The sequence below is a fragment of the Streptomyces sp. KPB2 genome, from assembly GCF_003950055.1.
Taxonomy (GTDB): domain Bacteria; phylum Actinomycetota; class Actinomycetes; order Streptomycetales; family Streptomycetaceae; genus Streptomyces; species Streptomyces salinarius.
This window is the reverse complement of sequence record NZ_CP034353.1, coordinates 3,801,336-3,813,533: the sequence shown is the minus strand read 5'-3', so window position 1 is coordinate 3,813,533 and position 12,198 is coordinate 3,801,336. Positions and strand designations below refer to the sequence as shown.

11 protein-coding genes are annotated in these 12,198 nt (G+C 73.8%); 8 read left to right on the top strand and 3 right to left on the bottom strand.

Annotation, left to right across the window (positions count from 1 at the left end; genetic code table 11):
• Positions 1–17 precede the first annotated feature (17 nt).
• Entirely contained in the window at positions 18–998 is a 981-nt protein-coding gene (locus D1J63_RS16850) for an ATP-binding protein (protein ID WP_164712861.1), read from the bottom strand.
• Between the two features lie 111 nt (positions 999–1,109).
• On the opposite strand from D1J63_RS16850, the gene D1J63_RS16845 reads away from it, so the two are divergent.
• On the top strand, positions 1,110–1,934 hold the full coding sequence (locus D1J63_RS16845) for a Fic family protein (protein ID WP_125629634.1): 825 nt from the start codon (positions 1,110–1,112) through the stop codon (positions 1,932–1,934).
• Positions 1,935–2,353: 419 nt separating this feature from the next.
• Here D1J63_RS16845 and D1J63_RS16840 read toward each other — a convergent pair whose 3' ends face one another.
• Positions 2,354–3,211 carry an HAD-IB family hydrolase gene (locus tag D1J63_RS16840; protein ID WP_206436775.1) on the bottom strand — a complete coding sequence of 286 codons (858 nt, stop codon included), beginning with the start codon at positions 3,209–3,211 and terminating at the stop codon, positions 2,354–2,356.
• A 607-nt stretch (positions 3,212–3,818) separates the two neighbouring features.
• Between D1J63_RS16840 and ssd the strand changes: the two genes are divergently transcribed.
• From ssd to D1J63_RS16805, 7 genes are all read left to right on the top strand, one after another.
• The gene (gene ssd / locus D1J63_RS16835) at positions 3,819–5,012 is read left to right on the top strand and encodes a septum site-determining protein Ssd (RefSeq protein WP_125629632.1); all 1,194 of its coding nucleotides are present in this window, start codon (positions 3,819–3,821) and stop codon (positions 5,010–5,012) included.
• A 485-nt stretch (positions 5,013–5,497) separates the two neighbouring features.
• The gene (locus D1J63_RS16830; RefSeq protein ID WP_164713190.1) at positions 5,498–6,667 is read left to right on the top strand and encodes a TadA family conjugal transfer-associated ATPase; all 1,170 of its coding nucleotides are present in this window, start codon (positions 5,498–5,500) and stop codon (positions 6,665–6,667) included.
• Positions 6,668–6,732: 65 nt separating this feature from the next.
• Complete coding sequence (locus tag D1J63_RS16825; protein WP_197923530.1) at positions 6,733–7,698, top strand: type II secretion system F family protein; 966 nt, start codon at positions 6,733–6,735, stop codon at positions 7,696–7,698.
• A complete protein-coding gene (locus D1J63_RS16820) occupies positions 7,695–8,492 on the top strand; it encodes a type II secretion system F family protein (protein ID WP_125629630.1) in 798 nt (265 codons plus the stop codon). Before D1J63_RS16825 ends, D1J63_RS16820 begins: the two co-directional genes overlap by 4 nt.
• A 105-nt stretch (positions 8,493–8,597) precedes the next feature.
• Positions 8,598–8,837: a DUF4244 domain-containing protein gene (locus D1J63_RS16815; protein WP_125629628.1), complete on the top strand. Its 240-nt coding sequence runs from the start codon at positions 8,598–8,600 to the stop codon at positions 8,835–8,837.
• The gene (locus D1J63_RS16810; RefSeq protein WP_269671178.1) at positions 8,824–9,282 is read left to right on the top strand and encodes a TadE family type IV pilus minor pilin; all 459 of its coding nucleotides are present in this window, start codon (positions 8,824–8,826) and stop codon (positions 9,280–9,282) included. Before D1J63_RS16815 ends, D1J63_RS16810 begins: the two co-directional genes overlap by 14 nt.
• Before the next feature lie 11 nt (positions 9,283–9,293).
• On the top strand, positions 9,294–9,755 hold the full coding sequence (locus D1J63_RS16805; protein WP_125635526.1) for an Rv3654c family TadE-like protein: 462 nt from the start codon (positions 9,294–9,296) through the stop codon (positions 9,753–9,755).
• Here the strand turns inward: D1J63_RS16805 and D1J63_RS16800 are convergent.
• On the bottom strand, positions 9,718–12,174 hold the full coding sequence (locus D1J63_RS16800; protein ID WP_164712860.1) for a DEAD/DEAH box helicase: 2,457 nt from the start codon (positions 12,172–12,174) through the stop codon (positions 9,718–9,720). The genes D1J63_RS16805 and D1J63_RS16800 overlap by 38 nt on opposite strands.
• Positions 12,175–12,198 lie beyond the last annotated feature (24 nt).

Here is a 12,198-nt window from a genome sequence, read left to right as displayed (position 1 = left end):
CGTGAGGGACGCGACAGTCACGCGGGGGCGGTGACCTCCTCGCCGAGCACGAAACCGGGGTCGACCTGCGCCGCCAGGTCGGCTCCGGTGCGCTCGTTGCCCCAGCTGTGGGCGTTCTTCAGGTGGAAGTGGACCATCTGCCGTGTGTAACGCGCCCAGTCCCGCAGCTCGTACGTCGCGTCGGCGGCCGTGTGCAGGGTGCGCAGCGCCCGGCCGTTGACCTCCTCCAGGAGCTCGAACCGGGGCGGGCGGCCCTTCTCCATGGCGCGCACCCAGTCCGAGTGCCCGACGGTGACCAGCAGGTCGTCCCCGACCTGGTCGCGCAGGAAGTCGAGGTCGTCCTGTCCCTGCACCTTGTTGCCGACGACCTTCAGGGTGACGCCGTAGTCCCGGGCGTACTCCTTGTACTGGCGGTAGACGGAGACCCCCTTCCGGGTCGGCTCGGCGACGAGGAACGTGATGTCGAAGCGGGTGAACATGCCGGAGGCGAACGAGTCCGAACCGGCGGTCATGTCCACCACGACGTACTCGTCACGGCCGTCGACCAGGTGGTTCAGGCACAGCTCCACCGCTCCCGTCTTGGAGTGGTAGCAGGCGACCCCCAGGTCGGCGTCCGTGAAGGGGCCGGTGACCATCAGGCGGACGGCCCCGCCGTCGAGTTCCACCGGCCGGGCGCAGGCGTCGTAGACCGGGTTGTCCTCGCGCACCCGCAGCAGGCGCGAGCCCTCGCCGGGCGGCGTCGTCTTGATCATCTGCTCGGCGGAGGCGATGCGCGGGTTGGTGCCGCGCAGATGGTCCTTGATCAGCGGCAGGTGCTCGCCGAGCGCGGGCAGGGCGGCCGCGTCCGCGTCGTCGAGGCCCAGCGCGGCCCCCAGGTGCTGGTTGATGTCGGCGTCGATCGCGACGACGGGTGCGCCGGTGGCGGCGAGATGGCGGACGAACAGGGAGGACAGGGTCGTCTTGCCGCTGCCGCCCTTCCCGACGAAAGCAATTTTCATGTTCACCAACGGTAGTGGGTCGATAGCTGTACGTGGCACGCGAGCGTGGTGCGGGGTGAAGAAGACCACTCATTCGTGGGGCGCGGCGCGGGTTTGCGTAGGGTCTTACCCATGAGTACGACAGGCGCGAACGCCGATCCGCTCGCGGCCCTGGGCGGCCTGCCCGGGGTGGCCGAGTCAGTGGAGTCCGTACGCAAGGCCGTGGACCGGGTCTACGGCCACCGGATCATGCGGCGTCGCAGCAACGAGATCACCTCCGAGGCGGCCCTGCGCGGCGCCCGGGGCTCGGCGGCGCTGTCCGGGGCGGACTGGGCCCTTGAGGAGGTGCGCCGGCGCAGCGACTTCAGCGGCGACGACGAGGCGCGCACGGTCGGCGCCGCGCTCCGTCTCACCGCCGAGGCGGGACAGCTGCTGTCCATCTGGCGCCAGTCGCCGCTGCGAGTGCTGGCACGGCTGCACCTGGTGGCGGCCGCGAACCCGGACGACGAGGTGGGGCGGCCCCGCCGGAAGGACGAGCCGGTGGACGAACCGCTCGTCGAGTTGCCGCTGCCCGACGCCGAGGAGGCGCACGGCCGCCTGGAGGGCCTGGCCGGGCTCGTCACCGCCGGAGGGTCCGCGCCGGCGCTGGTGACGGCCGCCGTGGTGCACGGGGAACTGCTGGCGCTGCGCCCCTTCACCTCCCACAACGGACTGGTCGCGCGCGCGGCCGAGCGCATCGTCCTGGTCGGCAGCGGACTGGACCCCAAGTCGGTGTGCCCGGCCGAGGTCGGTTACGCCGAGCTGGGACGCGCGGCGTACCTCGCGGCGCTCGACGGCTACGTGTCCGGGACCCCGGAGGGCATGGGCGCCTGGATCGCCCACTGCGGCAAGGCGGTCGCCCTGGGTGCCCGCGAGTCGACGGCGGTGTGCGAGGCGCTCCAGCGCGGGGCGGCGTAGGGGTCGCGGGGCGGGCCCGACAGACAGAAATGCGGCGGTACGAGTGCTCGTACCGCCGCTGGCACGACCACCGGGTTACCAAGCGTCCTCGGTTATGTGCCCATCAGGTCGGAAACTTCGCCCGTCACCTGGTGCGGCTGGCCCGTAATCGACGGGTCGACGTCGCGTGGGTGCCCGGTGTCCGTGCTCGGTCCGTGGGGCCAAATGCGTGTTTAAGGTGATCCTTTCGGATGTCCTTGGTCTCGCGGGCCGTTGAGTCCTTTGTACTCCTGGGCCCGAGCAAGCGGAAGGTTTCCCCGCACTTCTTTACTTTCGCGCTCATACGCCGGTGAAAGGGCTGATAGGGCCCCTGACGGCCTGACCCGCCGGGCCCCTGCCCGGGCGGGCCGAGCCCCGGCGGATCAGGCCCGTCAGGCCCGTCAGGCCGCCGTGGACCGGCGTCGGCTCGCGTACCACACGAGGCCGGCGGTGGCGGCCGCGGCGCCTATCGCGGCGGCGGCGACGAGCGCGGGCCGCGGCGGCACGGACAAGCCCCCGAGCCGCTGCTTGAGCCGCACCGGACGATGGAAGTCCAGAATCGGCCACTCGCGCGCGAGAGCCTCCCGGCGCAGCGCCCGGTCCGGGTTGACCGCGTGCGGATGCCCGACGGCCTCCAGCATCGGCAGGTCGGTCGCCGAGTCGCTGTAGGCGTAGCAGCGGGTCAGGTCGTACCCCTCGGACCCGGCCAGCTCCCGGATGGCCTCCGCCTTGGTCGGTCCGTACGCGTAGTACTCCACTTCGCCGGTGAAGCAGCCGTCGTCACCCACGATCATGCGGGTCGCCACCACCCGGTCCGCGCCGAGCAGCTCGCCGATCGGCTCGACGACCTCGGCGCCCGACGTGGACACGATCACGACGTCGCGGCCGGCGGTGTGGTGCTCCTCGATCAGGGAGGCCGCCTCGTCGTAGATGATCGGGTCGATCAGGTCGTGCAGGGTCTCGGCGACCAGCTCCTTGACCAACTGGACGTTCCAGCCGCGGCACAGCGCGGAGAGGTACTCCCGCATCCGCTCCATCTGGTCGTGGTCGGCTCCGCCGGCGAGGAAGACGAACTGGGCATACGCGGTGCGCAACACGGCCCTGCGGTTGATCAGCCCGCCTTGGTAGAACGACTTGCTGAACGTGAGCGTGCTCGACTTCGCAATGACCGTCTTGTCCAGGTCGAAGAAGGCCGCCGTGCGGGGCATGGAGTGGGGCGCGGAGTGGGGCAAGGAGTGGTTTTCCACAAGCCTGAGCATAGGCGCAGCCCATTCGGCGTAAGGTGGGGCGCGTGGGTTTGCCTGAGAAGGCTCTCGGGTACACCATGGAAGTCACGGATCGTTCGCGACCGTGCTAACCCGGTCCGACTCCTCCCCCCCCCGAGTCGGCCGTGGAGACGACCCCCGCTCTCCCCCCCGGCGGGGGTCGTCGCATGTCCGGGTGGGTTTTTGCGTTCTTCCCATGATCGGGTCCCGTGCCGTTGCGGCGCGGGGCCCGTTTCTTGTCGCGGGCGCGTTCGACTACCCAGTGTGACTACTGGACTGCTCTCCGGGAGTCGTGCGGAGTCGTGCGCGGAGTGGGGCGGGGCCGGAGACGGCTCACCGGTTCGAGTGAGTCGATATTCACAACCATCGAGTTGTCCACAGTTTTTGACCAAGATCCACACGATTTCCCGGATCGCTGCACCGTGATTCCCATGCGTTCGGGCCGCGCCGAGTTCTCTGGCCGGATCTGTTTGCCGAACGCGTGTTGTCGGCCGCTCGTCACGAGACGACGAGACACGGCGTCAAGAGACGAGACACGGCATCAAGCAGTGCCGCGAACACCGCGCGACCGCGGGCGTCGCGCCGAAGGGGGATTCGAACCATGACCGGAACCATCACGCACGACCCGCCGCCCGCCGCCGGAGGGCGACAGAGCGGGCCCCTGATCGTCACCGAGGACCCGGACCTCCTCGACGACCTGCTGCGCCTGTGCGCCGCCGCGGGCGCCACGCCGGAGGTGTACCACTCGCTGCCCGGGACGTCCCCTTCGGCACCCGCGGTGTTCACTCCCGCGGCGACGTCCTCAACGACCCCGACACCCTCGGGGTCCGCGCGGCCGGCCGGCTGGGAGGCCGCGCCACTGGTCCTCGTCGGGGACGACGCGGCGCGCCGGGTCCGCGGAGCCGTCCGGAGACGCGGAGTGGTCCTCGTGGGCCGCGACCAGGACGACTCGGGGGTCTGGCAGCGGGCGGTCGAGATCGGCGCCGATCATGTCCTGATGCTGCCCGACGGCGAGCAATGGCTGGTCGACCGCATCGCCGACGTCGCCGAGGGCGTCGGCCGCCCGGCCCTCACCGTCGGCGTCATCGGCGGCCGGGGCGGCGCCGGAGCGTCCACGCTGGCCTGCGCGCTGGCCGTCACCTCCGCGCGGGAGGGGCTGCGCAGTCTGCTGGTGGACGCCGATCCGATGGGTGGCGGCCTCGACGTCCTTCTCGGCGGCGAGACGGCGGACGGGCTGAGGTGGCCGGCGTTCGCGGCCTCCCGCGGGCGGGTCGGCGGCGGCGCCCTGGAGGAGTCGCTGCCCGAGCTGCATTCGCTCCGGGTGCTCAGCTGGGACCGGGGGGACTGCGTCGCGGTACCGCCCCAGGCCGTACGTGCGGTGCTCGCGGCGGCCCGGCGAAGGGGCGGCACGGTCGTGGTGGACCTGCCACGCCGGATCGACGACGGCGTCGCAGAGATCCTCGCGCAGCTCGACGTCGGAATCCTCGTCGTCCCCGCCGAACTGCGGGCCGTCGCGGCGGCGGGCCGAGTGGCCGCCGCGGTCGGCATGGTCCTGCGCGACCTGCGCATCGCGGTACGCGGGCCGTACGCCTCCGGACTCGACGACCGCGAGGTGGCCCGGCTGCTCGGCCTCCCCCTCGCCGGTGAAGTGCCGGTCGAGTCCGGGCTGCTGCGCGCCACGGAGAGCAGACGGCCCCCGGGCACGCCTTCCCGCGGCCCGCTGGCGCGCTTCTGCCGGGAGTTCTGGGAGCGGGCGCTGGCGGAAACCGACGGGCGAGGAGGGAGCGCCGCATGACGGACATGGCCGGGGTGGTCGCCGCGAGAGACGGAAGACGGGTCGAGATGGACGTGACGAGTGTGGGGGAGCCGGGCGGGAGGTCGGGGGTCCCCGCCGGGCCGACTCCGGGGAAGGACGCGGGCGGGACAAGTCCCGGGACGCCGGTGGGCCAGACGGCGTCGGCGGTGCGCGAGGAGCCGGCCGCGCGGGCGGTGCCGGGCTGGGCCTTTCGACGGTCCGGAGCCGTGTCTGGCGGAGCGCCTGCGGAACGGGCTGCGCCCCGCGTCGCCCAGCCGTCGATGGGACCGGCGTCCGCCGTATTGCCGGGAGCGGCCTCAGGACCGGGACTGGGACCGGGACTGGGGCTGGGCGCGGCTTCCGTGCGGTCCTCGGCGAGGACTTTGACCTCTTCGATCCCTTCGACCCGTTCGACCTCTTCGGCGAACTCGGCGACTTTGCGGAGACGCCAAGGTGCCGTCCCGGATACGCCGGCCGTGGCCGGGATGCTCGACGGCGTGCGGCGCCGGCTCGCCGAGAGCGGAGCGGACCCCACGCCCGCGCGTGTGGCGCAGGCCCTGCGGGAACAGGGGCGGGTGCTCGGGGACGCCGAGATCCTCGGTGCCGCCGAGCAGCTCAGGTCGGAACTGGTCGGCAGCGGGCCCCTCGAGCCGCTGCTCGCCGACCCGTCGGTGACGGACGTACTGGTGTCCGCACCGGACCGGGTGTGGGTGGACCGCGGCGGTGGCCTGGAGCTGGCGCCGGTCGCCTTCCCGGACGCGGGGGCCGTACGACGGCTCGCGCAGCGCCTCGCCACCGTTGCCGGGCGCCGGCTCGACGACGCCCGCCCCTGGGTGGACGCCAGACTGCCCGACGGCACCCGGCTGCACGCGGTGCTGCCGCCGGTCGCCGTCGACTGCACCTGCCTGTCGCTGCGAGTGGTGCGGCCGCGCGCCTTCACGCTCGACGAGTTGGCGGCGGCGGGCACGGTGCCGCCCGGAGGTGACCGCGTGCTGTGCGCCCTCGTGCGGGCCCGGCTGTCCTTCCTCGTCAGCGGCGGCACCGGCAGCGGCAAGACGACACTGCTCAGCGCCCTGCTCGGGCTCGTCGGACCGGACGAGCGCATCGTGCTGGCCGAGGACTCGGCGGAACTGCGACCCGACCATGCCCACGTCGTCCGTCTGGAGGCCAGACCGGCGAACCAGGAGGGCGCGGGCCTGGTCACGCTCGAGGACCTGGTGCGGCAGGCACTGCGCATGCGCCCGGACCGCCTGGTCGTGGGCGAGGTCCGCGGCCCCGAAGTGGCCCATCTGCTCGCCGCGTTGAACACGGGGCACAGCGGGTGCGGGACCGTGCACGCCAACGCGGCCGCCGACGTCCCGGCCCGGCTGGAGGCGCTCGGCACGGCCGCCGGCCTGGACCGCGCGGCCCTGCACAGTCAGCTCGCGGCGGCCCTGTCGGTGGTCCTCCACCTGGTCCGTGACCGCACGGGCCGGCGCCGGATCGCCGAGGTGCACGTACTGGAACGGGACCCGTCCGGGCTGGTGCGGACGGTACCGGCGCTGCGCTGGGGAGCGGAGGCCTTCGTGGCCGAACGCGGCTGGCCGCGGCTGCGGGAGCTGCTGCGCGCCGCAGGGCTCGAAGAGCGGGCCGCCGCACGAGAGACGCAGAGGTGACGGCCATGACGGGGACAGCGATGACGGTGACGGCCATGACGGGGACAGCCATGACCGGGGCGTTCATGACGGGCACGGGCGAGGTGTCGACGGGTGTGGCACTGGTGTGCCTGGGAGCGGCCGCGTGGCTGGCCGGCGGATGGCACTCCGGCGTCCGGCGAGCGCGACTGGTGCTCGCCGAAAGCCGGACCGGCCGGACGGCTGGGACCGGCGGAGCAGGCGGTGCGGGCGGCGCGTGCGGCGCCGGGCCGCCGTCTCCGGCGCGCCGGGTGACCGACGGGCTGCGGCGTGCCCGTGGCCGGCTGAGGCCCGAGTGGGCGTCACTGGCCGCCGGGCTGGTCCTGGCGCTCCTGGGTGACTCGGTGCTGCCGATCGTCGCGGGAGCGGCCGGGGTGCCGATGCTGCGGCGGATCCGCCTGGCCGGCCGGCAGCGCAGGGCCGGGGAACGCCGGCAGGACGCGGTGATCGCGCTGTGCGGGACCCTCGCCGGAGAGGTCCGGTCGGGGCGGCAACCGGGCGAGGCGCTGCTGTGTGCCGCACGGGACTCCGCTGTGCACGATCCCGTCGGACACCGTCGCGCCGCGCACGACTCCGGCGGGCTCGGTGAGGCGCAGGCGGCGGTGCTGGCGGCAGCCCGTTTCGGCGGGGACGTTCCCGGGGCGCTCGCGGCGGCGGCCGGGCAACCCGGTGCCGAGGGGCTGCGGGGTCTCGCGGCGTGCTGGCGGGTCGCGGTCGACCAAGGCGCGGGGCTCGCGGCCGGGCTCGACCGGCTGGAGGGGGCGCTGCGCGCCGAGCGGGACCAGCGTTCCGACCTGCGGGCCCAGCTGGCGGGTGCTCGGGCCACGGCCGTGATGCTCGCCTGTCTTCCGGCCTTCGGCCTCCTGCTCGGCGTCGCCCTCGGGTCCGACCCCCTGCACGTGCTGCTGCACACCGGAGCCGGGTTGGGCTGCCTGCTGGCCGGCGGGCTGCTGGAGGGACTGGGCGTCTGGTGGGTGGCGCGGATCGTGCGCGGAGCGGAGGCGGCGTCGTGAACGGCGACCTCGTCCACAGGCTGGGGATCGTGGTGGGGATGGTGCTGCTCGTCGGCCGGCTGACGCACGGCCTCGCCGCCACCCGGCGGGAGCGGGTGCTGCGCAGAAGGATCACCGGTCTGCTGGCACCGGAGCCGGCTCCTCCCGCCCCGCGACACAGCAAGGTACTGAGCACCGTCCGCCCGTGGTTGCCGCTGCTCGGCCCGGTGGGCGTCGGCTGGACCCTGATCGGCGGTGTGGCCGGAGTCCTGGTGGGACTGGTGGGCGCCGGAGCACTGTGGCGTTGGAATGCCCGTCGCTCGGCCGCTGGAACATCGGCGGCGGAAGCGGCCACCGCGGCGGCCTCCCGCCAACTGCCGCTGGCAGCGGACCTCCTCGCGGCCTGCATCGCGGCGGGCGCGAGCCCGGTCACGGCCGCACGGGCGGTCGGCGACGCCCTGGGCGGTCCGGTCGGAGACGCGCTGGGACGCGGCGCCGCGGAGGTGCGCCTCGGTGGTGAACCGGACGGTGCCTGGCGAGGGTTGGCGGCCGTGCCGGGGGCGTTGCCCCTGGCACGGCTGTTGGAACGGGCCGAGGTGTCCGGCCTGCCGGCGGCGGGCCCGGTTGCCCGGCTGGCCGCCCAGGCCCGTGCCGACTGGGCCCGCACCACGACGGCCCGGGCCCGTCGAGCGGCCGTCATGGTGACCGCCCCGGTGGGCCTGTGCTTCCTGCCCGCGTTCATCGCGGTGGGCGTGCTGCCGGTGGTCATCGGGCTGGCGGGAGGGGTGCTGGCGCGCGGGGGAGGGGGTGGCTGACGGAGCGGGAGGGACCGGCGACAGGACCGGGGAGCGAGCGTCCGACGCACGAGCGGCGGACGGACGAGCAAGTGAGCAACGAAACCGAACCTTACGGGGGTTGCGATGTATCAGGCGGTACGGGCACGGCTGCGTGCCCTGGTGAACGGAGCGGGTGAGGCACTGCGGCGGCGCGCCGTGGGGCGGGCCTTTCGGCGGGACGCGGGCATGGTCACGTCGGAGTACGCGATGGGGATCGTCGCGGCGGTGGGTTTCGCCGTGATCCTCTACAAGGTCGTGACGAGCGACGCGGTCAGCGCGGAGCTGCAGGGCATCGTGAAGCGGGCGCTCGATGCGCGGATGTGAGCGGGCGGCGACGAGGAAGGCACGGACCCGGGGCGTTCGCGGACGCCGGCCGCACAGCGGACCGGACGGCGAACCCCGCAGCGGACGGGACGGCGGCTTCGTGACGGCGGAAACGGCCGTGGTGCTCCCGGTGCTGGTGGTGTTCGCGACGGCGTTGGTGTGGGGCCTGCTCGTGGTGGCCGCTCAGATCCAGTGCGTGGACGCGGCTCGGACGGGCGCCCGCGCGGCGGCACGACAGGACCCGGCCGACGCGGTCGTGAAGGTCGCCCGCGCGGCGGCACCCCGGGGAGCCCGGGTCACGGTCAGCCGGGAGGCGGGCCTGGTCCGCGTGGTCGTGGTGGCCGACCCGCCGGCTCTGCACGGCCTGCCCTTCGAGGTGCGCGAGGAGGCCGTGGCTTCCGTGGAGCAGTCGGTGGGGACCGCGCCGGCGGGGGCGGAGTCGTGAGGTGCGACGCCCTGAGGACCGCGTCCGACCGGGGTTCGGCGACCGTGTGGAGCGTTGGAGCCATCGCCGTTCTGTGTCTGGTGTTCGGCGTCGTGCTCGCGCTGGGGCAGGCCGTAGTGGCCCGGCATCGTGCGGCCGGTGGCGCCGATCTGGCGGCGCTCGCGGCGGCGGACCGCTGGGCCGGGGGTGGCGCGGCGGCGTGCGACAGGGCGGAGCGGGTCGCGCGGGCCCAGGGGGTGCGGTTGGTGCGGTGCGCGCTCACCGGGCAGGTCTCGGACGTGACTGCGGCGTCCGGCACGGGGCCGTTCACGGCGGAGGTCAGGGCCAGGGCGGGCCCGGCCTCGCCCACGTCCCCCGCACCGATCGTCCCGCTGGCACCGCCGGGGCCAATGGCACCACCCGTGCCGCCGGCACCGCCCAGCCCCTCCGCACCCCCTACGCCGCCTCCGCCGCCCCTTTCAGCAGCACCGTGAGGAGCCGCACCGCTCCCCGCTTGTGCAGCGGATCGTTGCCGTTGCCGCACTTGGGGGACTGGATGCAGGACGGGCAGCCGGCGTCGCACTCGCAGGAGGCGATGGCCTCCCGGGTGGCCGTGAGCCAGTCACGGGCGGTGTGGAAGGCGCGCTCGGCGAACCCCGCGCCCCCGGGGTGGCCGTCGTACACGAAGACCGTCGGCAGCAGCGTGTCCGGGTGCAGGGGGACCGACACGCCGCCGATGTCCCAGCGGTCGCAGGTCGCGAACAGGGGCAGCATGCCGATCGAGGCGTGCTCGGCGGCGTGCAGGGCCCCGCCGAGGATCTCCGGGTTGATCCGGGCGGCGTCCAGCTGGTCCTCGGTGACCGTCCACCACACGGCGCGCGTGCGCAGTGTCCGGGGAGGGAGGTCGAGCTTGGTCTCGCCCAGCACCTCGCCGGTGATCAGGCGCCGGCGCAGGAAGGAGACCACTTGGTTGGTGACCTCGACGGAGCCGTAGCAGAGGCGCCCGTCGCCCCAGGGGACCTCGACGTCGGTCTCCAGGACCGAGATCGCCGTCGTGTCGCGGGCCACGGTCGAGTAGGCGGGGGTCGCCTGCTCGACCAGCGCGACGGAGTCCTCCAGGTCGAGGGAGCGGACGAGGTACGTGCGCCCCTGGTGGAGGTGGACGGCGCCCTCGTGCACGGTCGTGTGGGCGGCACCGGCGTCCACCGTGCCCAGCAGCCGTCCCGTGCCGGCCTCGACGACCTGGACAGGGCGCCCGCCCTCGCCGCGGATGTCGGTGAGGTCGGCGGCCCGCTCGCGGCGGGTCCAGTGCCAGGCCCGGGTCCGCCGGCGCAGCAGCTTCGCCGCCTCCAGCTGGGGCAGCAGTTCCTCGCAGGCGGGGCCGAAGAGCTTCAGGTCCTCCTCGGTCAGAGGAAGTTCGGCCGCCGCCGCGCACAGGTGCGGGGCGAGGACGTACGGATTGTCGGGGTCGAGGACCGTGGACTCCACCGGCTGGTCGAACAGGGCCTCCGGGTGATGGACGAGGAAGGTGTCCAGCGGGTCGTCACGGGCGACCAGCACGGCCAGCGCCCCCTGACCCGACCGCCCGGCCCGGCCCGCCTGCTGCCACAGCGAGGCGCGCGTGCCCGGGTACCCGGCGATCACCACGGCGTCCAGGCCGGAGATGTCGAGGCCGAGTTCCAGGGCGTTCGTCGCCGCGAGGCCGAGGAGGTCGCCGGAGTGCAGGGCGCGTTCCAGGGCGCGGCGTTCCTCGGGGAGGTAACCGCCGCGGTACGCCGCCACGCGCCCGGCCAGGGAGCGGTCGACCTCGGCCAGGCGCTCCTGGGCGATGACCGAGATCAGCTCGGCGCCGCGCCGGGAGCGTACGAAGGTGATCGAGCGCATGCCCTGCACCGTGAGGTCGGTGAGCAGGTCGGCGGCTTCGGCGGTGGCCGTGCGGCGGACCGGCGCGCCCTTCTCGCCCTCCAGTTCGGTCAGCGGCGGTTCCCACAGGGCGAACACCAGTTCCCCGCGTGGTGACGCGTCGTCGGCGACCTCGGTCACGGGCAGCCCGGTGAGCCGGCGGGCGGCCACCGCGGGCTCGGCGGCGGTGGCGGAGGCGAGCAGGAAGACGGGCGACGCGCCGTAGCGGGCGCACAGTCTGCGCAGTCTGCGCAGCACCTGGGCGACGTGGGAGCCGAAGACGCCGCGGTAGGTGTGGCACTCGTCGATGACGACGTATTTCAGCGCCCTCAGGAAGGAGGACCAGCGGGGGTGGGAGGGCAGGATGCCGCGGTGCAGCATGTCCGGGTTGGTCAGGACGTACGTGCCGTACTGCCGGATCCACTCGCGTTCCTCGAACGGCGTGTCGCCGTCGTAGACGGCCGTTCGCACGGATGCGCCCAGGGGTTGTGAAAGTTCCTTCACCGACCGGCACTGATCGGCCGCCAGCGCCTTGGTGGGGGCCAGGTAGAGGGCGGTGGCGCCGCGCCCGTTCGGGGCCTCGGAGCCGTCCAGGAGGGCCGACAGGACCGGCACCAGATAGGCCAGGGACTTGCCGGACGCGGTGCCCGTGGCGACGACCACCGAGTCGCCGTCGAGGGCGTGCTCGGCCACGCGTGCCTGGTGGGCCCAGGGATGTTCGATCCCCGCGGCCTGCACCGCCGCGAGAACCTCCGGCCGAATCCGGTCCGGCCAGACGGCATGACGGCCCGCACGCGGGGGCAAGTGCTCCGTATGAGTGATGCGCGCAGCCCGGCTCGGTCCCGCGGCGAGCCGGTCCAGGAGCATGCCCGGTTCCGGCCGGGAGCCGGGCTCCGCCGGGGATCGATCGGGTCGGTGATTCTTGGCCATCGGCACCGAGTCTGTCACTGGCGTGACGGACAATGGGACCAAGGCGTCGTGCACGCCTGCCGGTAAGTGATTGAATGCCATCGCGGCTGGCGAACCGTCCTGGGG

What these genes read in the sequence shown, in the direction of transcription:
- D1J63_RS16850 (WP_164712861.1), bottom strand. Translation starts at nt 998, where the DNA reads ATGAAAATTGCTTTCGTCGGGAAGGGCGGCAGCGGCAAGACGACCCTG.
- D1J63_RS16845 (WP_125629634.1), top strand. Translation starts at nt 1,110, where the DNA reads ATGAGTACGACAGGCGCGAACGCCGATCCGCTCGCGGCCCTGGGCGGC.
- D1J63_RS16840 (WP_206436775.1), bottom strand. Translation starts at nt 3,211, where the DNA reads ATGCTCAGGCTTGTGGAAAACCACTCCTTGCCCCACTCCGCGCCCCAC.
- ssd (WP_125629632.1), top strand. Translation starts at nt 3,819, where the DNA reads ATGACCGGAACCATCACGCACGACCCGCCGCCCGCCGCCGGAGGGCGA.
- D1J63_RS16830 (WP_164713190.1), top strand. Translation starts at nt 5,498, where the DNA reads ATGCTCGACGGCGTGCGGCGCCGGCTCGCCGAGAGCGGAGCGGACCCC.
- D1J63_RS16825 (WP_197923530.1), top strand. Translation starts at nt 6,733, where the DNA reads ATGACGGGCACGGGCGAGGTGTCGACGGGTGTGGCACTGGTGTGCCTG.
- D1J63_RS16815 (WP_125629628.1), top strand. Translation starts at nt 8,598, where the DNA reads ATGTATCAGGCGGTACGGGCACGGCTGCGTGCCCTGGTGAACGGAGCG.
- D1J63_RS16810 (WP_269671178.1), top strand. Translation starts at nt 8,824, where the DNA reads ATGCGCGGATGTGAGCGGGCGGCGACGAGGAAGGCACGGACCCGGGGC.
- D1J63_RS16800 (WP_164712860.1), bottom strand. Translation starts at nt 12,174, where the DNA reads ATGGCATTCAATCACTTACCGGCAGGCGTGCACGACGCCTTGGTCCCA.